Raw genomic sequence first — 24,615 nt, forward strand, 5'->3', positions numbered from 1 at the left:
TCGACAGGTGAGGCAGCCGGATGACGAGGTCGACCTGATCATCGATGCGTGGTCGCGCCGGCTACCGGATGTCGACCTCACTCCGCTCGACGTCATGTCGCGTCTGAGACGTGCGTCGAACCGACTCGGTCGCTTGAGGGCGAGCGCGTTCAGCGGTGCCGGACTCGCGGCCTGGGAGTTCGACGTGCTGGCGGCACTGGCGAGAGCTGAGACGCCGCACGAGCTCAGCCCCGCGCAGCTGATCGATGCCACCATGATCGGCAGCGCAGCCATGACGAACCGCCTCGACAACCTGTCGCGGCGCGGGTTCATCGAGCGACGACCGCATCCGCGCGACGGCCGTAGCGTACTCGTTCGTCTCACCGCCGAGGGCGCCGAACACGTGGACGACGCCATGACCCGGCTGGCCAGCCGAGAGGCCGAGGAACTGCGCAGCCTCAGTCCCGACGAGAAGGCGACGCTCGCCCGCCTCCTGCGTCACCTGACCGATCCGCGCTAGCGCTCACGGCCGCGCGGGCAGCGTCCCCCGCCCGCTCGACCCACTTCGGAGTTTCGCCATAGCGCAGGAAGGGCACCAGCCGGCCCTCCGCACTGTCGTCGATCAGCTGTTCCAGGCGCTTCTCGCGCGTCGACTCCTGCTTCGCCGTGAGGATCCAGTGCATGACCTGACGGCGGTAGCCGGCTGTCGCTGCCTCGAGGAAGGCCGTCGCTCCGACGTTCGCCGCCAACCGTCCGGCGTACGCGGGTGGAAGCTCCTTGACCGGGCTCTCGTGCGAGTAGACCCCCGAGCGATCGTCGCGTCGCTTCGCGTAGGCCGCCAATCCCGCTCCGCGCATCCGTCCCTCGGCGGTGAGTTTCTCGACCAAGGCGATGTTGACGCTCGACCACATGCTGCCGGGCTTGCGCGGCGTCCAACGTTGGCGGGTGGCGTTCTCATCGATGCGCTGGGCGACGGAGTCGATCCAGCCGAAGCAGAGCGCCTCGGGCACGGCCTGCTCCCACGTGAGCCCGCGATCGGCCACGTGCTTCTTATTGAGCCCCATCCACAGCTCGGTCTGGTTCGCGTGATTGACCGCGAGCCAGGCGCGGAACTCCTCCGGACCGGAGAAGAACTGGGCGGGGCGTTCGGTCGAGCCGCCCGGCGTTCCGATGCTCTCTGCCATGGCACGAGTATGGCAGCGGGCGACTGGTGGCTAGATTCGACTTGCAGAGACCCGGTCGTCCCCAGGGTCGGTGAGGAAGTCGTATGAGCGGATCAGTGTTCGTGACAGGGTCGACCGGCATCGTCGGCTCGGCTGTCGTCGAGAACCTGCGGGCGAAAGGCCAGTCGGTCATCGCAGCGGTGCGCAAGGAGACGGATGCCGCCAGCCTGCCGCCGGGCGTCGAGCACCGGGTCTTCGAGTTCGGCGCCACCGACGACGAGGTGGACGCGGCGCTCGCCGGCGCCGATCGACTGTTTCTGATGCGTCCTCCAGCCATCGAGGACGTGGCGACCTACCTCTTTCCACTCATCGATGCCGCCCGGCGCAATGGGATCCGGCAGATCGTCTTCCTCTCCCTGCAGGGCGTGCAGGGCAACCGGAAGACGCCGCACTACGCCGTCGAGCAGTACCTGAAGAAGACCGACGCGCCATACACGTCGCTCCGACCCAACTTCTTCATGCAGAACCTGTCTTCGACGTATGCGGCCGACATCCGGGAACGCAGCGAGATCTATCTCCCCGCCGGCCGCGCTCTCACGGCGCTCATCGATGCGAGGGACATCGGCAGGGTCGCCGCGGCGGTCTTCTCCGAGGACGGCCACCTGCGGAAGGCCTACACCCTGTCCGGCGAGCAATCCATGGGCTACCGCCGGGTCGCGAGGATCATGACGGAGGTGCTCGGCCGGCCCATCCGGTACGCCCGTCCCTCGGAGAAGGAATACCTCGCGAAGCTCGCCGGCGATGGCGCGCCGGCCGATTACGTCGCGGTGCAGAAGATGATCTACCGCGTGGTGCGCTGGAACATTTCGGCACTGCCGAATCGTGCCGTCCGCAAGCTCACCGGGCAGCCCGCCACGACCATGCGCCAGTTCGTCGAGGACTACCGCAACGTCTGGAGCTAAGAGATGGCTCTCGCGACAGCGCCCATCACCACGGCGCAGGACGATCGGGGTCGCGCTCGCTGTCATCCGGCAGCTGCGGAAGCTCGTAACCGCCCGCGCGGATGCACAACCAACGCAGGCCATCCGGGCTGTCGGGAAGGGAGCGCCAGGTGCGCCACACACCCTGAGCCACGCGGATGACGGTGCCGGGACCCACGTCGACGACGGCGTCGTTCAGGCCCATCTGCCCCCGCCCGGCGAGGAACACGTAGAGCTCCTCGATGCGGGAGTGCCGGTGCCAGTAGCCGGCCTCCTCACCGGCCTCGAACGCGTTGGATGTCATGCCGATGTACTGCATTGCTATGTCGTGATCGACGACCCGTCGGCCGTCCCGCGAGGTCTCCGGGCGGAAACCGCCGTAGTGCTCTCGCCACTCGTCGAAGCCGCCCATCTCCAGCACCTCGTAGTCGCTCATGCCCTTCACCCTAGCGACGGTTCGTCATCCGGTATTCAGTGTTGCTATTTACCGGTACTCGTGCTTACTATATACCGGTAGTCATTGACACTGAGTACGAGATGGAGGCGCGATGGCCAAGCAGATGACCGAGATGCTCAAGGGCACGCTCGAGGGCGTCATCCTCGCGACGCTGGCCCTGCAGCCGGCGTACGGCTACGAGATAACGGCGCGGCTGCGCGAGCAGGGATTCGCCGACATCGTCGAGGGCACGGTGTACGCCCTCCTGGTGCGGGTCGAGCAACGCGGGCTCGTCGACGTCACGAAGGTGCCGTCGGAGAAGGGTCCGCCGCGCAAGGTCTACACGCTGAACACCGCAGGCCGCGACTACCTCGACGAGTTCTGGAAGTCCTGGAGCTTCTTGGCCGACCGCATCGAGCATCTCCGCACCGACATCACGCAACAGCACGCAGAAGGAGCATGACCATGGCAGCAAAGTGGATCGAGACCCTCACCGGATCGCTCGAGCAGAAGAGGCAGTACAAGCAGAACAAGGCCCGCATGGCAGCGCTGCCCGAGCCCTACGCCACCGCGGCGAAGGCATTCGAGCGCTACTTCATCTATTACGGAGGCGTGACCGACGGCGACACCCTCGTGACGATGCTGGGCGACTTCACCGACCTCTGGGAGCGCGCCGCCGTCGACGGGACGCCAGTGAGCACGATCGTCGGAGACGACCCGGTCGAGTTCGCCGAGACCTTCACACAGGCGTACGGCGGAACCCGGTGGATCGACAAGGAGCGCAAGCGCCTGACCGACGCGATCGAGCAGACGGTCGCCGACGAGGCGTGACCAGAACGGAGATGACGAGATGACCATCGACAACGCCCCGGTGCCCGCGATCCGGGTTCAGGGCATCGAGAAGTCGTTCGGCGACGTGGCGGTGCTGCGCGGTGTCGATCTCGACGTGGCGCCGGGCAGTATCTTCGCCTTGCTCGGGTCCAACGGGGCGGGCAAGACCACGCTGGTGCGCATCCTGTCGACGCTGCTGAAGGCCGATGCCGGCCGTGCGACGGTGCGCGGCTTCGACGTCGCGTCGGAGCCCGGCGACGTGCGCGAGTCGATCAGCCTGACGGGCCAGTTCGCGGCGGTCGACGAGGTGCTCACCGGACGAGAGAACCTCGTGCTCGTCGCGAGGCTGCGACACCTGACGGATGCCGGCGCGATCGCGGATGAGCTGCTCGAGCGCTTCTCGCTCGCCGAGGCGGGGGCGCGCAAGGCGGGGACGTACTCGGGCGGCATGCGCCGCCGGCTCGACATCGCCATGAGCCTCATCGGTCATCCGCCCGTCATCTTCCTCGATGAGCCCACCACAGGGCTCGACCCGCAGGCGCGCATCGAGGTGTGGCAGACGGTGAAGAGGCTCGCGGAGGGCGGCACGACCGTGCTGCTGACCACCCAGTACCTCGACGAGGCCGAACACCTCGCCGACCGCATCGCCATCCTGCACGGCGGCACGATCATCCAGAACGGCACCCTCGCGGAACTCAAGCGACTCCTGCCGGCCGCACAGGTCGAGTACGTCGAGAAGCAGCCATCGCTCGAGGAGGTCTTCCTCGCCCTCGTCGGGGACACGGATGCCCCAAGCGACGACATCGCATCGTCCGCACCGGCACGAAAGGCAGCATCTTGACCAGCTACGCCCTCGCCGACACCGGCGTGCTCACCGGCCGTTCGCTCCGCCACGTCCTCCGGAGCCCCGACACGATCATCACCACCGCCGTCACGCCGATCGCGCTCATGCTGCTGTTCTTCTACGTCCTCGGGGGTGCGATCAGTACGGGATCGGATGAGTCCTATGTAAACTACATGCTGCCCGGCATCCTGCTCATCGCCATCGCGTCGGGCGTCGCGTACACCTCGTACCGGCTGTTCCTCGACCTGCAGGGCGGCATCTTCGACCGGTTCCAATCAATGCCGATCGCGCGGTCGAGTGTGCTCTGGGCGCATGTGCTCACGTCGCTCGTCGCGAACCTCGTCTCGGTCGCCATCGTCATCGGCGTCGCGCTCATCATGGGGTTCCGCACCGGTGCATCCGTCGGCGCGTGGCTGGCGGTGGCCGGAATCCTGGTGCTGTTCACCCTCGCACTGACCTGGCTCGCCGTGATCGCCGGGCTCTCGGCGAAGAGCGTCGACGGCGCGAGTGCGTTCAGCTATCCACTGATCTTCCTGCCGTTCATCAGTTCGGCATTCGTGCCCACCGCGAGCATGCCTGGCCCGGTCGCGTGGTTCGCCGAGTACCAGCCGGTGACGTCGATCGTGGACACGATCCGGGCGCTGTTCGCCCAGCAGCCGATCGGCAGCGATATCTGGGTGGCGCTGGCGTGGCTCGTGGGCATCCTCGTGGTTGCGTATGGTTTCGCGATCGTGATCTACCGCCGCAAGCTCAGCTGAGGTTCGCTCGGGGGTGCGAGGGTCCGCTCGATACGCGGGCTCCTTCATCGCTCGCTACTCGACCGGCGGGCGGGCGTAGCCTGAAGGCGACGTTCGGCGCAGCGACGACGCGGCGCGGAGAGGGGTCGCGATGTGTCGCTGGGTGGTCTACTCGGGAGAGTCGCTGCGGCTCTCGACGCTCATTCTCGACACGCCCCACTCGCTTGTCGCGCAGTCGCTCAACTCGCCGCTCGGCAAGGAGACCGTGAACGGCGACGGGTTCGGAGTCGGCTGGTACCCCACCCACGGCACCCCCGGCGGAGCGCCAGCGCTCTTCCGCAGCGTGGAGCCCGCCTGGTACGACGAGAACCTGAGCGAACTGGCGCACGCGATCGAGTCGCCGCTGTTCTTCGCCCATGTGCGAGCAGCCAGCGGGCCGCCCATCCAGCAGACGAACTGCCATCCGTTCCGCTACGAGAACTGGATGTTCATGCACAACGGCGCCCTGCGCCAGTTCGGCGTGATGAAACGCGACATCCTGCTGGCCGTCGACCCCGCCCTGTTCTCGAAGGTCAAGGGCACGACGGACTCCGAGGCGCTGTTCTACCTCGCCCTGACCCTCGGCCTGCGCGACGACCCCATCGGCGCGATGGCGCGCGCGATCCGCGAGGTCGAGCGCATCGGCGATGCGCTCAGCGTCCAGAACCCGGTGCAAGGCACCTTCGCGGTGACGGATGGCATGACCATCTGGGCGTTCCGCTACTCGACCGAGCACAACTCGCGCACGCTGTTCTACTCCGAGGACGGCGAGACGCTGCAGAAGACCTACCCCGACCTCGACCAGCTGCGAGTGTTCTCCGCGACCGCCCGCGTCATCGTGTCGGAGCCGCTCACCGACCTGCCCGGCGCGTTCATCGAGGTGCCCGAGTCGACCGTCGCCATTCTGGACGGCGACGGATATCGGCAACTGCCGTTCCTGCGCGATGGCGCGCCGGCACCCTCGGCGGCCGAGGTGGCTGCGGTGGTCGACGCGTAGCCGCTGCTTCCGCGTCAGCCGAGCAAGCAGCGGGAGCCGAGGAAGCAGCGCCAGCCGAGGAAGCAGCGGCATCCACCCTCAGGACACCGCGTCGTCCGCCCGGGCCCGCGCCGTGGTGTCTCCGGCACCGGGCACCAGCCCGAAGTCGGTGAGCAGCTCGCCGATCTCGGTGCCGTCGAGCCGCTTGAGCAGCCGATTGCGCAGGAAGGTCGGTCCGTGCAGGGCGACCTCCTCGCCATCGCGCAGTCGCGTGGTCGCCTTGAGCAGCTGACGGATGTCGTACGTGGAGTTGAACACCTCCGGCACGCCGCGGTCGACGCCGAGCAACCGATACGCGGCCTCCATGCCCGAGCGCACCGAGTACTCGGTCGTGAAGATGGTGTCGCGGGTGGTCTCGGCGAACTGGCCGATGAAGGCGAAGTTCACCGAGCCCTCCGGCACGATGTCGGGACGATCGCCGGCCTTGCGCGGCATGAAGAACGACGTGACGTACGGCATCATCACCGGAACGCAACGCGCCCCCTCGGCCGCGAGCTCGGGAATCTGATCGACCGGGACGCCCATGTGGTAGAGCCACTCCTGGGTGATCTCCTCGCCCGTGCACTCCGCCATCGTCTTCTTCACGAAGTCGCCTGGCGTGTCCACGAAGAGCGAGTAGACCCAGACGACGATCTGGTCCTTCGGCTGCTGCTGGAAGTGCGGCTGGCGGTTGACGGTCCAGCTCAGCAACCAGCTCGAGTCCTTCGCCGTGACGATGCCGCCGGTGACGACCCTGCCGCTGAACGGATCCCGCTGGCTGATCTTCTGGATGTACTCGGGTATGCGGGTGTCGAGCGTGGTGACCGTCGCCGACTCCCACTTCGTCTTCTCGATGTCGCCGCAGAACACCTCGGGGCGCCCGAACGCGTCATCGTTAGCCGCGATGTTCTTCCACAGCTCCCACGCCGGGGCCGGTCCGACGTCGAGCTTCGCGGGGGTGTGCTGGTCGCCATCGCTGGAGTTCTCGGTGAGCGATCCGATGGTCGCGAGCACCAGGTCATCCGGTCCGAGGTCGACCCCGCTCTCCTCGCCATCCCGCTTCCACCGGATGCGGGTGGCCTGCTTGCGGCCATCCGTGATGTCGAAGTCGATGTCGGTCACCTCGGTGCTGAACTCGAATGTGACGCCCTGGTCGAGGAGCCAGCGGTACATCGGCAGCACGAGGGACTCGTACTGGTTGTACTTGGTGAACTTGAGGGCGCTGAGGTCGGGCAGGCCGCTGATGTGATGCACGAAGCGGTGCAGGTAGAGCTTCATCTCGAGCGCGCTGTGCCACTCCTCGAACGCGAACATGGTGCGCCAGTACAGCCAGAAGTTGCTCGCGAGGAACTCGTCACCGAACACCTCGTCGATGCGCTTGTCCTCCATCTCCTCGCGCGTGGCGAGGAAGACCTTGACCATGTCCTTCTGCGCCTTCTCGCTGAGGGTGAAGAGCTTGTTCGTGTGCGCGTCCTCGCCCTGGTTCACCGTCACCCGGCACAGCGATGAGTTGGGGTCGTCCTTGTTGAGCCAGTAGAACTCGTCGAGCACGCTGGCGCCCTCGATCTCGAGCGACGGGATGCTGCGGAAGAGGTCCCACAGGCATTCCATGTGGTCCTCCATCTCGCGACCGCCGCGGATGACGAACCCCTTCTTCGGCTCCTTGATGCCGTCGAGCGCACCGCCCGGCAGCTTCAGGCGTTCGAGGATCGTGATCTTGTCGCCCGACATCTGTCCGTCGCGGATCATGAGCGTCGCCGACGCCATCGAGGCGAGTCCGGCCCCCACGAACCAGGCCGTCTTGTCGTCGACGCCCTCGGGCTTGCGCGGTCGGGCGAACGCCTCGTAGTTGCCGTTGCTGTAGTACATCGAAACCCCCGTCTCGGTGGGACGCCAGCCGGTCCCCTCCTTCGAGACTACGAGGGGACCGGCCGGGTGAGAAGGGGCGGATGCCGCTCAGCAGTACTTGTAGGTGTAGCCGCTCTTGCCCTTCGCGACGACGTCGCGGTCGCGCAGGATGACCGAGATGGTCGAGCCCTGGGCGGCGCAGGCGTCGGTGTAGGCCGAGAGATCGTTGTCGGTGTACTCGATCTCGATCACGTTGGCTCCGTACACATCGGTGTAGGCATCGCACTCCTCGTAGGCCTGGCATTCCTCGGCGATGGCGAAGTCGAAGCCCACCGTGTTCTTGCCGACGCTGCCGAGCTGCGACGTGTTCTTCTGGGCGATCGCCAGGCCCTTCTGGTGGGCATGGGCGGCGAGAAGCGTGGCGAGGTCGATGTTGTTCTGCTTCGTCAACAGTTGCTTGCCGCCGCTCTTCGAGCGCGTCCAGGAGTCCAGGTTGTCCGGCTCGACCGCCTGGAAGCCCTTCGACGCGCATTCGTCGATCCATCCGTTGACGATCGCCGCGATTCGGGCGCGCTTGGCCGATGTCGAGGTGTCGAGGAGGTACTCGTTCCACTTCGGATCGCCCACCTTCACGCCCTTGCTGTTGCGCAGGATGAGGTCGCTGTTGCCGCCGGCCCACGTCGTCGTGTCGTCGGACTGGGTCTGGTAGGCGTTGACGTAGCAGATGTTGTATCTGCCGGCCACGGGGGAGGCGGTGTGGTCGCGGTCGAGGATGCCCACCGACGCGGCCGGGGTGTACGGGCCGCCGATCTGGTAGTCGAACTGCGCGTTCACGGGTGGAAGGGGTGCTCCGGCGGCCTGGGCGGCCGGCGCGGTCGCGGCGAGTGTCGCCACGAGGGTTCCCGCCGTCAGCACGGCGGAGAGCAAGGTGCGAGTGGTGGTGCGCATCGGTGGTTCCGATCTGTGGATGCCCCGCCTCGAGCTCATCTCTGGCGTATCGCCCGGCACGATCGCGGTTGTCATCGGCCGGTAGAGCCTCCACGGCGCGATCAGACTACAAGCGGGGGTGCGCGGCGGACAGGGCGGTCGGCAAACGCGCAGCACGACTGAGCGGGCGTCGGTGAGGACCTCAGGTACCTCGCCGGTCGCGGGAGTTGCGGATGCCCGCGCTCCCGCGCGAAGCCGCCTCTACGATGGAGTTCTGACGGGGGAGTCTCCATGGTTCAGGTTCGCGTTCTCGGTGTCGCACTCGACTCGGCGATGCAGCACATCGTGCTGCTGAAACCCATCCTCGAGGAGCCCGACAAGGGGCGCGTGCTGCCGATCTGGGTCGGTTCGCAGGAGGCCACGTCGATCGCCCTCGGCATCGAGGGCGAGCAGGCGCCCCGGCCGCTCAGCCACGACCTCATGAAGACACTGCTCGACACCGTCGGAGCGAGCGTGGAGCGGGTGGACGTCACCCGCATCGACGACGGGACCTTCTACGCCGCGATCACGCTCTCCACGCCGGCGGGGCGCACGGTGCTCGACGCGCGGCCGTCGGACTCCGTGGCGCTCGCCGTTCGCGTCGACGCGCCCATCTGGGTCGCCGACGAGGTCATCGACGAGGCGGGCATCCCGGCCGGGATGGTCGAGCTCGGCGGTGACGAGGAGAAGCTCGACGAGTTCAAGAGGTTCCTCGAGGACGTCGACCCGGAGGACTTCCAAGGCTGACTGCCGTCACCCGCGGCGCCGCCCCGAGTGGTTGGATGAGCGTCATGAGCGATGCGAACGTCATGACCCACCTGCTCGACCGGCTCGCCGAAGCCGGCGTCGAGAAGCTGTTCGGCGTGCCCGGCGACTTCACCCTGGCGATGCTCGATGACGTGGAGGCTCATCCGTCCATTGAGTGGGTGGGCTGCGCCAACGAGCTCGGAGCCGGCTACGCGGCCGACGGGTACGCCCGCCTCCGCGGGCTCGGCGCCGTCTGCACCACCTTCGGCGTCGGCGAGCTGAGCGCGATCAACGCCATCGCCGGGGCGTACGCCGAGCACGTGCCCGTGATACACATCGTCGGCGCGCCCACGACCGCCACCCAGGCGGCGGCCCGCGCGACCCACCACACGCTCGGCGACGGAGACTTCCACCACTTCGCTCGGATGACCGCCGAGGTCACCCACGCACAGGCCGAATTGACCGCCGAGAACGCCGTCGACGAGATCGATCGCGTCATCCGCCAGACGCTCGCCGCGCGTCGTCCGGGATACCTCGTCATCCCCGCCGATGTCGCCAAGGCCCCGGTGCCCGAGCCGACGCATCCGCCGGTCGAGGAAGCGCCGCTGACGGCCGCCGGCGTTCTCGAGCAGCTGCGCGACGCCGTCCGGGGCGAACTCGCCACTGCACGATCCATCGCGCTCCTCGCCGGCGTCCTGGTGCAGCGGATGGGGGCCGAGCCCGCGCTTCACGACGTGCTCGCCCTCGGCATCCCGCACGCGGTGACCCTCTGGGGACGGCGGGTGGTGGACGAGAGCTCGCCCCACTACCTCGGGCCATACATCGGCGCGGTGAGCACGCCCGAGACCTGCGCGGCCATCGAGGACGCCGACGTGCTGATCGCGGTGGGCGTGCAGTTCACCGACCTGATGAGCGGCTTCTTCTCGCAACGACTGCCCGCGAGGACCATCGAGATCACGCCAGGATCGGTGCACCTCGGGCTCCGGACGTTCGAGCCGATCGAGATGAGCGACGCGCTGGAGGTGCTGCGGGATGCCCTCGCCGAGAGCGATGTGGTCGGGCGAAGCGCGCCGGATGGCGGCACGCCGGACCCGGCCGTCGTCGCCGACGCGGAAGCTGTGGGCGCCACCGATGGCCCCCTTGACCAGACCGGTCTCTGGAACGCCGTGGCCGCCCACCTTCAGGCCGGCGACGTCGTGATCGCCGATCAGGGCACCTCGTTCTACGGCATGGGCACCCACCGGATGCCGACGGGAGTGACCTTCATGGGCCAACCGCTCTGGGCGGCCATCGGCTACACCCTTCCCGCCCTGCTCGGGGCCGCCCTCGCCGCGCCGGAGCGGCGACCCATCGTGCTGATCGGCGACGGGGCCGCCCAGCTGACCATCGCCGAACTCGGCACGCTCATCCGCAATCGGGTGCCCGCGATCGTGCTCGTGGTGAACAACTCCGGGTACACCGTGGAGCGCGCCATCCACGGGCTGACGGAGGCGTACAACGACATCGCCGCGTGGAACTGGACCGCGCTCGTCAGCGCCTTCGACCCGAACGGCTTCGCGCATCCGTTCACGGCTCGGACGGCCGACGAGGTGTCCGCTGCCTTCGCGGGTCATGCGGACCGGGGCGGGCTGACGTTCATCGAAGCGGTGGTTCCGCCACTCGACGTGCCGCCGCTGCTGGCCGCGCTCGCCGAGCAGGCGAGCCGGGCGAACAGCAGCTCGCACGACTGAGAACGCCAGCGGAGGGGGCCACCGTCGTCACCGCCCGATGACGGCCGACCCGACGATGGCGACCACCACGACGACGAAGACGAGCAGGTCGGTCCAGGTCGCCACCGTCTCCTCCGTCTTCTTGCCCCGCTTGGCGATGTGCCGCAGGCCCGCGAGCCCGAGGTAGATCGCTCCGGGAAGAGCGCCGAGGATTCCCCAGCCCGGCACGAACGCCGCGACGAGGGCCACAACGCCCATGCTGAGATTGGCGAACCCGAGCTCGTGGACGACCTGTTCGGCGCCCGCGTCGTCGATGCCGAGGATGCCGCGTGACGTGCGCCCGGGGTTGACGAGCTGGCTGACGCCGGCGACCGTCAGACGCGTGCCGACGCCCCAGAAGGCCCACCAGACACCCACGACGACGAGCGGCTCGCCGCCGAACAGCACCAGTTGCCCCACCGCGAACAGCAGGGGCAGCACGAGGGTCTGCGCCAGGACCAGGGCGATGTACATGCGTGTCTCCTCTTCATCGAAACTGAACGAGTGTAAACTAACGGACGTTAGGTTGAATGGCAAGGGAAGATCCATGAGCGGTTCTGGCCGGGCGCGCAACGCCCGCGGTGACGGTGAGCGACTGCGAGCGGAGATCGTCGATGCGGCCGTTCGCGTCGTCGACGGCGGCGACGAAGATCTGACCCTGCGCGGCATCGCGCGCGAGGCCGGCATCAGTGCTCCGTCGATCTACACCCGGTTCTCCGACCTCCAGCGGATCGTCGATGCCGTCCTCGCGCTCAGCTTCGAGTCTTTGGACAGGCGCGTCGCCGACGCCATCGAGGATGAAACCTCTCCCGATGCCGCCCTGGTGTCGGCGGGACTCGCTTACGTGCGATTCGGGTGGGAGCACCGGTCCCGCCTGCGACTCATGATGGGCGCCGCAGGTTTCAGTCCCGACGCCGTCGTCACCTTCGAGCGCATCGAGCGTCTCCTGCGCGAGTGCGTCGACGCCGGAACGGCCGTCAGCGATGATCCGCACCGCGACGCCTTCCTTGTGTGGGTCGGTCTGCACGGGATGGCGACCCTTCAAGCGCCCGAGCGTGCGGACTATCGACGTCTCGGCCCGCTCGACCGGCCCGCACTCGCAGAGCTGATCATCCGTCGCCTCGCCGGGCTCCGGTCCGGTGTCGGGGGACCGTCCGCGGCGCCTCCGTCGTCCGCACCGGTCGATCGCGGCGGAGTCCACGCGTGAGCGCACCATTGGGCGCTCGGGCCGACCTTTCGGCGCTGTGCGACCGCGGCCTCGTGTGGCGCGATGACACCCCGCGGGTACTGGCGGATGCCTCGCCACTTCGCCCCGCGGCGGTGCTCGTCCTGTTCGGCGTCCTCGACTCCGCAACGGTGGCGTCGACCGGGGCGGTGCCCGGCGACCTCGACGTCCTGCTGCTGCGCCGGGCGGCGACTCTCGGCAGCCATCCCGGCCAGATCGCCTTTCCCGGTGGGCGGCTCGAGGCCTCCGATGACGGCGCCATCGCCGGCGCCTTGCGGGAGGCCGCCGAGGAGACGGGTCTCGACCCGGGCGGGATCGAACCGCTCGGCACCCTGCCGGCCTTTCCCGTCCCGGTGAGCAGGCACCTCGTCACCCCGGTTCCTGCCTGGTGGACACGACCGTCGGAGGTCGCGGCCGTCGACCATGACGAGTCCGTCGACGTATTCCGTGTGCCGGTGGCGAGCCTGCTGCGGGCCGAGAACCGGGCCATCACCGCTCATGTCTTCGGCGACCTCGAGTACCGCTCACCGGCGTTCGATGTCGACGGCCGGCTCATCTGGGGCTTCACCGCCCTCGTGCTCTCGCGCATGTTCGACGAGCTCGGCTGGGCCCAGCCGTGGGACGCCACCCGCGTGGTGGAGCCCGACGACCTGCAACGTCCCTCGGGGTAGCGTTGTCGGGTCCCTCCCCGACCTCGAAGGATCCCGTGAGCCTCATCCGCCTGAACGACGTCAACGTGACCTTCGATGGGCGACCCGTGCTGCGCGAGGCGTTCCTCAAGCTGCGCGCGGGCGATCGGGTGGGGCTCATCGGCAAGAACGGCACGGGCAAGACGACCTTCCTCGAGCTCATGCTCGGACGCATCGAACCGACCAGCGGCACGGTCGACGTGACGCGCGGCACGACCATCGGCTACTTCTCGCAGTTCTCCGAACTCGATGGCGAGCTGAGCACGTGGCAGACGCTCAGCGCGCACTTCGCGCCGGTTCACGAGACGCAGGCGCGGCTGGATGCCATCGGCGAGCTGCTCGCGCATCCGCTCGACGTCGACGCGATGACGGCGCTGCTGACCGAGCAGGGCGAGCTGTTCGAGCGCATGGACGCGATCGACGGCTGGTCGTTCGAGAACACCATCGACACGGTGCTGACGAGCCTCGGCTTCGACGAGGAGCGCCGGCATCTCCCTGTCGACCGGCTGTCGGGCGGATGGCGCAACCGGGCGGCATTGGCGCAGATCCTCGTGCAGCACCCCGATGTGCTGCTGCTCGACGAGCCCACCAACTTCCTCGACCTCGACGGCGTGCGCTGGATCGAGACGTGGCTCTCCCGCTACACCGGCGCGGTGCTCGTGGTGTCGCACGACCGGCAGTTCCTCGACGGCGTGGTCACCCGCATCGTCGAGATCGAGAACTACCGGCTGCAGGAGTACGACGGCGACTACTCGGCATATGTGCATGCCAAGCAGTCGCGTCTCAAGACGCTCGAGAAGCAGTTCGCGCACGAGGAGGAGCTGCTGGCGTACGAGCAGGCCGCCAGTGCGGCTCGGCGTGAGGCGGCTCGGAATCCGTCGAATGCCATCGCCCGTCGGCTGGCCGACATCAAGAAACGGCAGGCGCCACGACCGATCGACCAGATCATCACCGACATCTACGGCGGGCTCCGGGTCAGCAACGACCTGCTCGAGGTGGTCTCGCTGGCCAAGGGCTTCGGAGCCGACCCGCTGTTCGACGGGCTCAGCTTCAGCCTGCACCGCGGCGATCGAGTGGCCGTTCTCGGGGCGAACGGCTCGGGCAAGTCGACCCTGCTCGACGTGCTGACCGGAGATACCGAGGCGGATGCCGGACAGGTGCGTTGGGCGAAGGGCGTGCGGTTCGTCTCGTACAATCGCGTCTACGCCGAGCTCGACCTCGGCGACACCGTCGGGCACGCGGTCAACGCCTACCCCGATTCGCTCGCCTTCACCGCGACGAAGAAGAGCGTCGGGCGTTTCCTCTCCATGCTCCAGTTCTCGGAGTCCGACCTGCAGCAGCGCATCGGAACCCTCTCGGGCGGCCAGCGAGCACGAGTCGCCATCGCGCAGTGCCTGCTCTCCGGTGCCGCGGTGATCGTGCTCGACGAGCCGACCAACCACCTCGACATCACCTCGACGCAGGTGATGGAGCGGGCTCTCATCCACTTCCCCGGCGCGGTCGTCGTCGTTTCGCACGACCGGTTCTTCGTGGACAAGCTCGCGGATCGCCTGCTGATCTTCGACGGGACACCCCACGTCATCGAGCAGGCGGCAAACGGGGCGCTCTGACCGAGCTCACTCGCTCGCGTCGACGGAGCGGATGCGGTCGTGCCGCGTCGGCACGCCATTCGCGACCCGCGACCACGAACCGTCGCGCTCGACCTCGTAGGCCCGGAACGCGCAGGCGACGGACCCGGCGACGAGCAGGTCAGGCGAGTCCATCAGCTGGAAGTGCAGGTGGGGCGAGGTCGAGTTGCCGGTGTGGCCGACGCGACCGACGACATCGCCGGTGGAGACCCGCTGTCCGGGTCGCACCGTGACGGAACCCGGCACGAGATGCGCGAAGCCCGCGCAGATGCCGTCGGCCGCCCGGATGATCACATGGTTGCCCATGATGGAGCGCAGCTTGGCCGGGGTGAACGTGGCACCGTTGACGATCATCGCCGCACCCTCTCGGACCGGATGCACGTGCCCGCGCTCCGGGATGGTGTCTTCGACCACCACGGTCTCGCCGTCGAACGGGGCGTGCACCTCGGCGCCCCAGGCGTAGCACTCCCGAGTCGGCACGCCGAGCGCGAGGGTGCGCAGGGTGCCGGCGGGGTGGAAGTGCGCAGTCGGCCGCTCATCGACCCGCAGGAAGTCGTAGGCGTAAGCCTCACCGAGGATGTCGACGCCGTGACTCGGCACGCGGGTCGCCGGCGTCGTGACGGCCATCCAGCCGGAGCCGCGCAGGGGGAACTCGACGATCACCGGGTTCTCGAGGGTTCGACCCACGGCTCGAGCCTAGGGAATTCGCGCGCCGCGCGGCAATGAGTCGGGGCCGGCGTCAGGCGGCGTCGAGGCTGATGCGCACGTCCTCCTCGACGAGGTCGGCGTTGAGACCGGCGCCGGCCATGTTCCCGGCGGACATCGCATAGGGAACGGACGACCGCCCGTCCGTGATGTTTCCCGTCGCCCAGAGGCCGGGAACGCTGGTGCGGCCGAACCCGTCGACCTCGACCCACTCGGTGCCCTGACGTTCGACCACGTTGGCGCCGAGTGCGCGTAAGAGAGCGTCGTTCGGCATCGGAAGCGGCCCGGCGAAGACGGCGTCGGCATCCAGCACGGAGCCATCGGCGAACCGGATGCCGGTGAGCACGTCGCCCGCATCCGTCACGATCGCGGCGATCGGCCGATCATCGATCGTGATGCCTCGCGCCCGCAGCCCCGCGGCCGCCTCGTCCGGCAGCTCGGAGCCGTTGACGAGGTAGCTCACGCTGTTCGAGAGCTGTCGCATGAGCTGCGCCTGGTGCGTGCTCGCGGGACCTCCGGCTATGACGACGATGCGCCGGTCGCGCACCTCCCAGCCGTCGCAGTACGGGCAGATGACGACACCGCGACCCCACTGGTCGGCCAGCCCGGGGATGTCGGGAAGCTGGTCGCGCAGTCCGGAGGCGACCAGCAGGCGGCGCGAGCGATGCGTGGCGCCGGGGTCCAGCTCGACGCTGAATCCGCTAGCATGCGCCCTTGCCGTCGAGACCGAGGCGTCCCTGACCTCGACGGAGTCGTAGCGGGCGAGTTCGGCGCGACCGTCCGCGAGCAGAGCGAGAGGCGACGTGTGGTCGCGCCCGAGAACCCCGTGCATGTGGGCGACGAAGCGGTTGCGCGGCTTGCCGTCGTCGAGCACGAGCACGCGTCGGCGCGACCGTCCGAGCATGAGCGCTGCGCTGAGTCCTGCGCTGCCGCCGCCGATGATGATGACGTCCCAGGTGTCGTTGTCCATCCTCCGATCGTGGTCATCTGTCGCTAGAATGGCAAGTGCATTTGCTGAATCGGCAAAGGAGGCCGCCGTGACCGACACCACCCTCGACAAGGTCGCCGGCCGTCTGCGCGCCCTCCGGCAATGGCGGGAGCTCACGCTCGCCGACCTGTCCGAGCAGACCGGCATCTCGGTCAGCACGCTCTCCCGACTCGAGTCCGGCGCCCGCAAGCCCGCACTCGACCTGCTCATGCGTCTCGCCGGCGTCTACCGGGTGAGTCTGGACGACCTGGTCGGCGCTCCCCAGATCGCCGACCCACGCATCCGACCGCGACCGTTCTACCGCAACGGCCGGGCGATCATCCCGCTCACCCGCGACAACCCCGACGTGAGCGCCTTCAAGATCGTGCTGCCGGGCCACGACCCCGACGCGCCGGTCGAACAGCGAGCGCACGAGGGCTACGACTGGGTCTACGTGCTCAGCGGACGCGTGCGCCTCGCGCTCGGAGACGAGGAGATCGTGCTCGACGCCGGCGAAGCGGCGGAATTCGACACCAGGCTGCCGCACGGACACGCGAGCGCGTCGCAGGAGCCCGCCGAGATCATCAGCCTGCTCAGCACCCAGGGGGAGCGCGTGCACGTGCGAGCCGCCTCCGCGGAATCCTGAGCGCGGCCGCCCGGTTGCATTCCCCATGAGAGCCATCGTCTACACACGCACCGGAGATTCATCCGTCCTCGAGACCGTGGAGCGCGAGGTGACCGAGCCCGCATCAGGCGAGATCCGCGTGCGGGTCGTGGTCTCCGGGGTCAATCCGACCGACTGGAAGGCGCGCCGCGGGTCGAACGCTGCGCCGGAGGGCACCCCGAGCGTTCCCAATCAGGACGGCGCGGGCATCGTCGACGCCGTGGGCCCGGATGTCACCGGCTTCGCCGTGGGCGACCGCGTCTGGCTGGCGATCTCCGCGTGGCAGCGACCCGCATCCGGCACGGCGCAGGAGCACACGGTGACGCCCGTCGAACGGGCGTTCCGGCTGCCCGACTCGGTGAGCTTCGACGAGGGCGCCAGCCTGGGCGTGCCCGCCGTGACGGCGCACCGGGCGTTGACGGTCGATGAAGACGGTCCCGATCGCCTCGCCCCGGGAGCATTGCAGGGCAGGACCGTCCTCGTCGCCGGAGGCGCTGGGGCGGTGGGGCACGCGGCCATCCAGCTCGCGCGCTGGGCCGGCGCCTCCGTCATCGCCACGGTGAGCGGCGCGGACAAGGCGGCGCTCGCGGCGGCTGCGGGAGCCGACCACGTCGTCGTGTACCGCGATCCGGATGCCGGCGACCAGATCCGGACTCTTGCTCCCGACGGCGTCGACATCGTCGTCGAGGTGGCCGCCGGCGCTAACGCCGAGCTCGACCAGGCCGTGACGCACCCGCGCTCGACGATCGCCTCCTACGGCAACGACGGGGGAGCGCCGATGACGATCGACTTCGGCCGGGCAATCGCGCAGAACCTGCGCTACCAGTTCGTGCTCATCTACACGATGGGAGCGGATGCCTGGACCGCCGCCGGTGAGGCCGTGACGGCGGCCGCGGCCGACGGGGCTTTGTCGATCGGCGATGACGCCGGGCTGCCGGTCCATCGCTACGCGCTCGAGCAGACCGCCGCAGCGCACGATGCGGTCGAGGGCGGGATCGTCGGCAAGGTGCTCATCGTCGTCGCGGACGACTGAGCGTCAGCCGGTCAGCTGCCGCAGCTGGCGGAGCACGTCCGTCGAGCACTGCTCGAACTCGCCCGACCCCGGGTCGGAGATCCAGCGTTCGAATGCGAGCTTGAACACCGTCATGGCCGTCTCGGCGGCGACGGCCGCATTCTCATCGGAGACGCCGCGCGCGCGGAGTGCGCCCGCCACCGCGGCCCCCATCGTGGCCAGCTTGAGCAGTTCGCGCTCGTGCAGGCTCGGGTTCGCGGCGATCACCGCCGAACGCTGCTGAGAGTACGCGCGAACGAAGAGCGATCCTCCGCTCGACAAGGCCCCGCACGCGGTGTCGAGGGGAGAGAGCGTGCTCGGAGCGCTCGCGATCGCCTCGACGACGGCGGCCTGCAGCTCACGCGAGCCCGCGAACAGCACCTCGCGCTTGTCGGCGAAGTACCGGAAGAAGGTTCGCTCGGTCACGCCCGCCCGGTCGGCGATGTCGGCGACCGTCGTCTGTTCGAAGCCGCGCTCGCCGAAGAGTTCGAGGGCGGAGTGCTGCAGCCGCCCTTGCGCGTCCTCGAGCCAGCGTCCCATGCCGACGAGTCTACTGATGACAGACGCTGACATCAGGTGTAGCGTGATGACATACCCTGACATCACGAGGCCGACGGTCGTCGGCACCAAGGAGATCATCATGCGCGTTTTCGTCACCGGGGCATCGGGTTGGATCGGTTCGGCCGTCGTCGAGGAGCTCGTGGGAGCGGGACACCAGGTGGTGGGCCTCGCCCGATCCGATGAGTCGGCCGCCGCGGTCGAGGCGGCTGGGGCTGAGGTGCTGCGCGGCAGCCTCGATGACCTCGACAGTCTGCGCTCCGGCGCGGCCGACGCCGACGCCGTCATCCACCTCGCGTTCAAGCACGACTTCTCTGCTTTCGAAGAGTCGGGGCGCACGGAGCGCGCGGCCATCGAGGCGCTCGGCGATGTGCTGGAGGGCACCGACAAGCCGCTGCTGTTCGCGTCCGGTGTCGCCATGCTCGCGCCCGGCACGGTGGCGACCGAGGATGACGCGTCGCCTTTCTCCGGGTCCGAGTCTCCGCGCGGCGGCGCCGAGAACCTGGCCCTGTCCTACGTCGACCGCGGCATCCGTCCCGTGAGCCTGCGGTTCGCGCCGACGGTGCACGGCGAGGGCGATCACGGCTTCATGGCCGTCCTCGCCTCCACCGCCAAGGAGAAGGGCGTCTCGGGCTACATCGGCGACGGATCCAGCCGCTGGCCGGCTGCGAACCGACTCGACGTGGCGCACATGATCGTGCTCGCCCTCGACAAGGCGCCTGCGGGTTCGCGCGTGCACGGTGTGGCCGAGGAGGGTGTCACGACCAAGGAGATCGCCGAGGCGATCGGCCGCCAGCTCGACGTGCCGGTCGAGTCGATCGCGCCGGAGGATGCTGCGGAGCACTTCGGGTGGATCGGCGCGTTCTTCGGCATCGACATGCCCGCATCGAGCGACGCCACGCAGGACCTGCTCGGGTGGACGCCGACCCACGCGACGCTGCTCGAGGACCTCGAGGCCGGGCACTACACCCGCCACCTCTCGGCCTAGCCGCTCCTCGCCGAGCGTCGTCGATCAGGGGGCGATCGCCTCCTCGCGACGCTCGGCGATGGCCAGCTCCGCCGGGTCGCCGATGTGCGGCAGGGGCGAGAGGGCGACCCAGACGACGGTCACCAGGCCGAAGCACGCGCCGAACAGCATCCCGAGCCTCGTGCCGACGAGGTCGCCGACGATGCCGCCCGCCGCCGCCCCGAGCGCGACGGTGCCGTAGGTGAGCCAGCGCATGCTGGCGTTGACGCGTCCGAGCATGCGATCGGGCGTGCGCAGCTGTCGCACCGTGACGAGGATGACGCTGGACAGCGCAGTGCACGCTCCGTTGACGGCGATGATCGACCCGAGCGAGACGATCACCGCGACCCGACCCCACGACAGGTCCACGAGCGGGATGCCGAACAGGGCCGCGCACTCGATGGCCGCGCACCACATCACCGGACCTCCTGCACCGAAGCGGCGCACCGTGACCCCTGCGAGAACGGCTCCGACCAGAGCGCCGACGGCACCGAGGGAGAACACCAGCCCGATCTCCGCCGGCGACAACCCGAGAACCCGCACCGCGTGGAGGGTGAAGAGCACGATGACCCATTGCTCGGCCGGGTTGTACAGCGCCGAGAAGCCGAGGTTGGCGACGAGGTAACGATCGCGGAAGACGAAGCGCAGACCCGCACGCAGTTCGGCGACGAAGCTCGTGCCCTCGCGCGGAGTGATGACCTCGGGCGAGCGGATGCGCCCGATGGCGAGCGCGGAGACGATGTAGAGGGCGCCGTGCGCGAGCATGGCGAACGGCGCCGTGAGCACCTGAACGAGAAGGCCCCCGAGGCCGGGGCCGCCGATCTGAGCGGCGGCGGATGACGCCTGCAGACGCGCGTTCGCCCGTGCGAGCCCGCTCACGGGAACGATGCTCGGCACCGCGGACTGGTACGACACCTCGAACAGGACTGTGAAGCAGCCGATCAACAGCACCAGTGCGGCCAGGAGGGGCAGCGACAGGACCCCGACGGCCGCTGCGGCCACGATGGCCAGCGTCAGAGCGGCGCGTGACCAGTCGGCGGTCATGATGAGCGGGCGACGGCGACGGCGGTCGACCAGCACGCCGAGCGGGAGGGCCAGCAGCAGGAACGGCACCCAGCGTGCGACGCCGAGCAGGCCGAGTTCGCCGGCCGACGCGTGCAGCACCAGCACGGCGAGCAGTGGCACGGCGATCTCGCTGACCTGCTCCCCCACGACGGACGCGGTCTGCGAGCCCCACAGCCAGCCGAAGTCGCGCTTCCATCCAGGTCTAATGTGCTTTGCTTCGTCCATGCATTAGAGCGTGCCAGAAGATCGTCAATGCGTAAAGCGTGATTCACGCATTAGGGTGGGTTCATGGCCGAATCCGTCGAGACCATCGAACGCCGGGGTTTCCCGCAGATCGCGGGAGACCCAGCGCTCGACCTCGTCAATACCGTCTCGTGGAGGCTCAACGCGGAGCGGCGGGTAGAGCAGCTTCCGCGGTACACGACGCTCATCCGCTGGTCGCTGCAGTTCGGCTTCATCGACGAGACGGATGCGGCGGCGCTGCGGGAGCAGGCAGCCGCGGATCCGCAGACGGCCGGCCGGGAGATCGGCCGCGTGATCGAGCTGCGCGAGGCGCTCTATCGAGCCGCGTACGAGGGCGGCCCTACCGACTCCGTCGCGCGGGAGAACGCAGTCGCGCTGACGGAGGGGCACCTCGAGCGACTCGGCGACGGCTGGCGGTGGGCGTTCCCACTCGATCTCTCCCTGCCGCGCCGACGCATCGCCCTCGCCGCGGTCGACCTGCTCACGCGCGACGACCTCGGCCTGCTGCGCCAGTGCTCGGATGCCGACTGCGGCTGGGTGTTCCTGGATTCCTCCCCGCGGCACAACCGGCGGTGGTGCATCGCCAGCGACTGTGGAAACCGCAATCGGGTGCGCGAACACTACGAGCGCACGCGGGGAGTCCCGGCGAGCTAGCGGCGATCCGTGGGCCGCGGCTCAGTCGCCCGCCGTCGCGTCAGCCGCGACCCGCCCAGGGGTCGTAGTCGATCTCGAGCTCCGCCTGCTGGGGCCGCTCGTATTCGGGCACATGCTGCAGGTTCACGCGGATGCGGTACCAGAGCGAACTCGAGCCACGCATACCGTCCACCAGGGTGTCCGACGGTTCGAGGAGGGAGACGACATCCGGGTGGCGGTCCTTCCAGCGCTCCAACCCCTCGAGCGCCTCGGCCTTCGTCTTCGCCCGGGCGATCTCGATGAGCGGCATCGTCGACTGCCGTCTCCCGGACCCGTCGGAGGAGGCGGGCGCCTTCTCGGCCGGCCCGAGTTGCTTCGCGAGGGCGAGCAGTCCGTCGAGACTGCCGGCCGAATCGTCGATGCCTGCGGCTGCGTCACCGCGTTCGGCGAAGCGCCGCAGCACCGTCGCGACCGTGAACTCCTCGGGCCGGCGCAGCCGCACCTCATCCCAGTCGAGCGGGGTCGAGACCCGAGCGTCGGGCAGGGCACGGATGGAGTATGCCGACGCGACGGTGCGGTCCTTCGCGTTCTGGTTGAAGTCGACGAAGACGCTCTCGCCGCGCTCCTCCTTCCACCAGTGAGCGCTCGCGAGACCCGGTGCGCGGTTCTCGACCTCGCGGGCCAGCGTCTCGGCGGCCAAGCGCACGTCACGGTAGTTCCACCGCGGCTCGATGCGCGCATAGATGTGCATGCCGCGAGATCCGCTCGTCTTGGGCCAACCCACCAAGCCCATGTCGGCCAGCACCTCGCGCGCAACCATCGCCACGTCGACGATCTGCGACCAGTCGACGCCCGGCATGGGGTCGAGGTCGACCCGCAGCTCGTCGGGATGGTCGAGGTCCCAAGCCCGCACGGGATGCGGGTTCAGGTCGATGCAGCCGAGGTTGACGACCCATGCCAGGGCCGCAGCATCCGTGACGACGACCTCCTCGGCCGACGTGCCGCGGGCGTACTCCAGCACGGCGGTCTGGATCCAGTCGGGACGGGATGCCGGCGCCCGCTTCTGGAAGAACGCCTCCTGGTCGATGCCCTTCACGAAGCGCTTGAGCACCATCGGGCGGTCGGCCGCCCCCCGCAGGGCGCCGTCTGCCACCGCGACGTAGTAGTTCACCAGGTCGAGCTTGGTGAGGCCCGGCTCGGGGAAGACGATCTTCTCGGGGTGGCTGACGCGCACCTCATGACCGTCGATCTCGAGGACGGTCGCGTCGTCCTTCTCAGGGCTCACGGCTCAGCTGGGGCTACTGGCCGCGACCCGTGCGGGACTGCAGTCGGTCGATCTCGACGGATGCCTGCGCCTTCGTCAGGTCGTCGGGCACCTCCTCGCCAGCCTCACGAGCGAGAGTGTCCAGGTAGCTCTTCTGCGGTGCGGTCATGGGCTCATCGCCGGTGACCCAGTCGGCCGGATCCTTGCTCGCGGGATTGTCGGCGTCGTCGCCTCGGGTTCCGAGGGCGTCGTCGGCGGAGTCGGTCGCTGAGGCGCTGGGGGCTTCGGTGGCGGATGCTGCAGTGTCGGGAGCTGCGGTGTCGGGAGCTGCAGTGTCGGGAGCTGCGGTGTCGGGGGAGTCGGCGGGGATGTCGTGGTCGGCGTTGATATCGCTCATGCCGCGATGCTACGCGCGGGTGCGGACACTCGGCTGGGGGTTGTGCTGGGCTCGCGGGGTCATCTCGCTGCAGAGGCGTGATGCGCGCGTCGACCAGGGCGATTCGCAACGAGGGGGCATATGGGGATGCCTCGGAAGCGATCTCGGACGGGGGATCTTGCGGTTTCCGGCGCGTTTCTCATACGGTTGGCCCGATGGAGTGCAGATCCTGACGCACTCGCTTCGAGGCGGTGATGGGCGGGGTGTCTGGCGGGCCCGAACGCACGGAGCCACTCGGTCGGGACCGAGAGTTCGCCCGGATGACCGAGGTCGTGTTCGGTCGTGGTGGTTCGCAATGCGTGGTGTTCCTGCGCGGAGAACCGGGTGTCGGCAAGACCTTCCTGCTGGATGCGGCTGACGCGCTGGCAGTCGCGTCGGGCATCCGAGTTCTGCGGGCATCGGGCGTCGAGAACGAGATGGCGATCGACTTCTCGAGCCTCCACCAGTTGCTGTACCCCGTGCTCGGGCTCACGGCTCGACTCGGCGAGCGAGAACGCGGCGTCATACTGGCCGCACTGGGCCGGGGAGATCCCGTCGGTTCACAGCTGACCGGGGTCGCGGCCGCTGCTCTCGATCTCGTGAGTCTTGCTGCCGGATCGCAGCCCCTGTTGCTCGTGCTCGATGACGTCCAGTGGTTCGATCATGCGAGTGCCGAAGTTCTGGCATATGTCGTTCGTCGGCTGCGAGGAATCGATGCGGCCACCCTGATCTCCGCCCGCGCGGGCGCCAGTACCGTGTTCGATTCAGGCCGATTGCCTGAAATCGACGTTCGTCCTCTCACATCGCACGACGCCGATCTTCTGCTCACGAGAATCTCTCCTCAACTCGAGCCGGGTCTACGAGCGCGCGTGCTCGCGGGCGCCGACGGCAACCCGCTCGCCCTTGAGGAGCTTGTCCGCGCGAGCGTCAGCAATGAGCTGGTCGTCTCCGAGCTCCCGGTCGACCTGCCGTTGAGCAGTCGGCTCGAGCGGATCTACGCAGCACGCCTGGATGAACTCTCCGAACAGGTTCGCGGTGAACTCCTTCGCGCAGCGCTGAGCGGTCAAATCGGCTGGGGTGGCTCCGATCACAGACTGGCAACCGAGCTCTACACGCCCCATCACGCCGAAGAGGCCGTCGCTCTGGGCCTGCTGGTGAGAGATTCGAGT

General features: G+C 68.6%; 28 protein-coding genes. 17 read left to right on the forward strand and 11 right to left on the reverse strand.

Annotation, left to right across the window (positions count from 1 at the left end; translation table 11 throughout):
• The first annotated feature begins 7 nt into the window (after positions 1-7).
• Positions 8-499: a MarR family winged helix-turn-helix transcriptional regulator gene (locus tag E6C70_RS13195; protein ID WP_235833465.1), complete on the forward strand. Its 492-nt coding sequence runs from the start codon at positions 8-10 to the stop codon at positions 497-499.
• Here E6C70_RS13195 and E6C70_RS13200 read toward each other — a convergent pair.
• A complete protein-coding gene (locus E6C70_RS13200; RefSeq protein WP_136425021.1) occupies positions 438-1,163 on the reverse strand; it encodes a YdeI/OmpD-associated family protein in 726 nt (241 codons plus the stop codon). The two genes, E6C70_RS13195 and E6C70_RS13200, sit on opposite strands and share 62 nt — an antisense overlap.
• 83 nt (positions 1,164-1,246) lie before the next feature.
• On the opposite strand from E6C70_RS13200, the gene E6C70_RS13205 reads away from it, so the two are divergent.
• The gene (locus E6C70_RS13205; RefSeq protein ID WP_136425022.1) at positions 1,247-2,104 is read left to right on the forward strand and encodes an NmrA family NAD(P)-binding protein; all 858 of its coding nucleotides are present in this window, start codon (positions 1,247-1,249) and stop codon (positions 2,102-2,104) included.
• A gap of 25 nt (positions 2,105-2,129) precedes the next feature.
• On the opposite strand, the gene E6C70_RS13210 is transcribed toward E6C70_RS13205, so the two are convergent.
• A complete protein-coding gene (locus tag E6C70_RS13210; RefSeq protein WP_136425023.1) occupies positions 2,130-2,558 on the reverse strand; it encodes a cupin domain-containing protein in 429 nt (142 codons plus the stop codon).
• A gap of 112 nt (positions 2,559-2,670) precedes the next feature.
• On the opposite strand from E6C70_RS13210, the gene E6C70_RS13215 reads away from it, so the two are divergent.
• From E6C70_RS13215 to E6C70_RS13235, 5 genes are all read left to right on the forward strand, one after another.
• Entirely contained in the window at positions 2,671-3,021 is a 351-nt protein-coding gene (locus tag E6C70_RS13215; protein WP_136425024.1) for a PadR family transcriptional regulator, read from the forward strand.
• A 2-nt stretch (positions 3,022-3,023) separates the two neighbouring features.
• Entirely contained in the window at positions 3,024-3,389 is a 366-nt protein-coding gene (locus E6C70_RS13220; protein WP_136425025.1) for a DUF1048 domain-containing protein, read from the forward strand.
• Positions 3,390-3,408: 19 nt separating this feature from the next.
• A complete protein-coding gene (locus E6C70_RS13225; RefSeq protein WP_136425026.1) occupies positions 3,409-4,230 on the forward strand; it encodes an ABC transporter ATP-binding protein in 822 nt (273 codons plus the stop codon).
• Complete coding sequence (locus E6C70_RS13230) at positions 4,227-4,991, forward strand: ABC transporter permease (protein WP_136425027.1); 765 nt, start codon at positions 4,227-4,229, stop codon at positions 4,989-4,991. The genes E6C70_RS13225 and E6C70_RS13230 overlap by 4 nt, the downstream gene beginning before the upstream one ends.
• 130 nt (positions 4,992-5,121) lie before the next feature.
• Positions 5,122-6,006: a class II glutamine amidotransferase gene (locus E6C70_RS13235; protein WP_136425028.1), complete on the forward strand. Its 885-nt coding sequence runs from the start codon at positions 5,122-5,124 to the stop codon at positions 6,004-6,006.
• 78 nt (positions 6,007-6,084) lie between these two features.
• On the opposite strand, the gene E6C70_RS13240 is transcribed toward E6C70_RS13235, so the two are convergent.
• Positions 6,085-7,893 carry an oleate hydratase gene (locus E6C70_RS13240; protein ID WP_136425029.1) on the reverse strand — a complete coding sequence of 603 codons (1,809 nt, stop codon included), beginning with the start codon at positions 7,891-7,893 and terminating at the stop codon, positions 6,085-6,087.
• Between the two features lie 87 nt (positions 7,894-7,980).
• On the reverse strand, positions 7,981-8,820 hold the full coding sequence (locus tag E6C70_RS13245) for an endo alpha-1,4 polygalactosaminidase (protein ID WP_136425030.1): 840 nt from the start codon (positions 8,818-8,820) through the stop codon (positions 7,981-7,983).
• Between the two features lie 270 nt (positions 8,821-9,090).
• Here E6C70_RS13245 and E6C70_RS13250 point away from each other — a divergent pair, with 270 nt between their 5' ends.
• Positions 9,091-9,585, forward strand: a complete 495-nt coding sequence (locus tag E6C70_RS13250; protein ID WP_136425031.1) for a bifunctional nuclease family protein — start codon at positions 9,091-9,093, stop codon at positions 9,583-9,585.
• Between the two features lie 44 nt (positions 9,586-9,629).
• Positions 9,630-11,315, forward strand: a complete 1,686-nt coding sequence (locus E6C70_RS13255; RefSeq protein ID WP_136425032.1) for an alpha-keto acid decarboxylase family protein — start codon at positions 9,630-9,632, stop codon at positions 11,313-11,315.
• Between the two features lie 27 nt (positions 11,316-11,342).
• Here the strand turns inward: E6C70_RS13255 and E6C70_RS16755 are convergent, their stop codons facing one another.
• Entirely contained in the window at positions 11,343-11,807 is a 465-nt protein-coding gene (locus tag E6C70_RS16755; protein WP_136425576.1) for a hypothetical protein, read from the reverse strand.
• Positions 11,808-11,880: 73 nt separating this feature from the next.
• Between E6C70_RS16755 and E6C70_RS13265 the strand changes: the two genes are divergently transcribed.
• From E6C70_RS13265 to E6C70_RS13275, 3 genes are read left to right on the forward strand one after another with little or no spacing between them, the layout of a single operon-like run.
• Positions 11,881-12,540 (forward strand): TetR/AcrR family transcriptional regulator, encoded by a 660-nt coding sequence (locus E6C70_RS13265; protein WP_168770958.1) that lies wholly within the window; start codon positions 11,881-11,883, stop codon positions 12,538-12,540.
• Entirely contained in the window at positions 12,537-13,229 is a 693-nt protein-coding gene (locus E6C70_RS13270) for an NUDIX hydrolase (RefSeq protein ID WP_136425035.1), read from the forward strand. Before E6C70_RS13265 ends, E6C70_RS13270 begins: the two co-directional genes overlap by 4 nt.
• A gap of 35 nt (positions 13,230-13,264) precedes the next feature.
• Positions 13,265-14,857, forward strand: coding sequence for an ABC-F family ATP-binding cassette domain-containing protein (locus tag E6C70_RS13275; protein WP_136425036.1), 1,593 nt, complete (start codon positions 13,265-13,267; stop codon positions 14,855-14,857).
• 6 nt (positions 14,858-14,863) lie between these two features.
• On the opposite strand, the gene E6C70_RS13280 is transcribed toward E6C70_RS13275, so the two are convergent.
• Together E6C70_RS13280 and E6C70_RS13285 are read right to left on the reverse strand one after the other, a co-directional pair.
• Positions 14,864-15,562: a M23 family metallopeptidase gene (locus E6C70_RS13280; RefSeq protein WP_207670139.1), complete on the reverse strand. Its 699-nt coding sequence runs from the start codon at positions 15,560-15,562 to the stop codon at positions 14,864-14,866.
• A gap of 52 nt (positions 15,563-15,614) precedes the next feature.
• Positions 15,615-16,550, reverse strand: a complete 936-nt coding sequence (locus E6C70_RS13285) for an NAD(P)/FAD-dependent oxidoreductase (protein WP_136425037.1) — start codon at positions 16,548-16,550, stop codon at positions 15,615-15,617.
• Positions 16,551-16,617: 67 nt separating this feature from the next.
• On the opposite strand from E6C70_RS13285, the gene E6C70_RS13290 reads away from it, so the two are divergent.
• Together E6C70_RS13290 and E6C70_RS13295 are read left to right on the forward strand one after the other, a co-directional pair.
• Positions 16,618-17,193 carry a helix-turn-helix domain-containing protein gene (locus E6C70_RS13290; protein ID WP_235833466.1) on the forward strand — a complete coding sequence of 192 codons (576 nt, stop codon included), beginning with the start codon at positions 16,618-16,620 and terminating at the stop codon, positions 17,191-17,193.
• A 25-nt stretch (positions 17,194-17,218) separates the two neighbouring features.
• Positions 17,219-18,244 (forward strand): NADPH:quinone reductase, encoded by a 1,026-nt coding sequence (locus E6C70_RS13295; protein ID WP_136425039.1) that lies wholly within the window; start codon positions 17,219-17,221, stop codon positions 18,242-18,244.
• A 3-nt stretch (positions 18,245-18,247) separates the two neighbouring features.
• Here the strand turns inward: E6C70_RS13295 and E6C70_RS13300 are convergent, their stop codons facing one another.
• Positions 18,248-18,802: a TetR family transcriptional regulator gene (locus tag E6C70_RS13300; RefSeq protein WP_136425040.1), complete on the reverse strand. Its 555-nt coding sequence runs from the start codon at positions 18,800-18,802 to the stop codon at positions 18,248-18,250.
• Between the two features lie 46 nt (positions 18,803-18,848).
• On the opposite strand from E6C70_RS13300, the gene E6C70_RS13305 reads away from it, so the two are divergent.
• A complete protein-coding gene (locus E6C70_RS13305; protein WP_235833467.1) occupies positions 18,849-19,808 on the forward strand; it encodes an SDR family oxidoreductase in 960 nt (319 codons plus the stop codon).
• Positions 19,809-19,832: 24 nt separating this feature from the next.
• Here E6C70_RS13305 and E6C70_RS13310 read toward each other — a convergent pair whose 3' ends face one another.
• On the reverse strand, positions 19,833-21,116 hold the full coding sequence (locus tag E6C70_RS13310) for an MFS transporter (RefSeq protein ID WP_136425041.1): 1,284 nt from the start codon (positions 21,114-21,116) through the stop codon (positions 19,833-19,835).
• A 63-nt stretch (positions 21,117-21,179) separates the two neighbouring features.
• On the opposite strand from E6C70_RS13310, the gene E6C70_RS13315 reads away from it, so the two are divergent.
• Positions 21,180-21,788: a CGNR zinc finger domain-containing protein gene (locus E6C70_RS13315; protein WP_136425042.1), complete on the forward strand. Its 609-nt coding sequence runs from the start codon at positions 21,180-21,182 to the stop codon at positions 21,786-21,788.
• A gap of 40 nt (positions 21,789-21,828) precedes the next feature.
• Here the strand turns inward: E6C70_RS13315 and ligD are convergent, their stop codons facing one another.
• A complete protein-coding gene (ligD, locus tag E6C70_RS13320) occupies positions 21,829-23,052 on the reverse strand; it encodes a non-homologous end-joining DNA ligase (protein ID WP_136425043.1) in 1,224 nt (407 codons plus the stop codon).
• Between the two features lie 13 nt (positions 23,053-23,065).
• On the reverse strand, positions 23,066-23,401 hold the full coding sequence (locus E6C70_RS17335) for a DUF3072 domain-containing protein (RefSeq protein ID WP_407921040.1): 336 nt from the start codon (positions 23,399-23,401) through the stop codon (positions 23,066-23,068).
• A 260-nt stretch (positions 23,402-23,661) separates the two neighbouring features.
• Between E6C70_RS17335 and E6C70_RS13330 the strand changes: the two genes are divergently transcribed.
• Positions 23,662-24,615, forward strand: a 954-nt coding sequence (locus tag E6C70_RS13330; RefSeq protein ID WP_136425045.1) for an AAA family ATPase, incomplete at its 3' end; no start/stop codon positions are given.

Source organism: Orlajensenia flava (assembly GCF_004801905.1).
Lineage (GTDB): Bacteria > Actinomycetota > Actinomycetes > Actinomycetales > Microbacteriaceae > Orlajensenia > Orlajensenia flava.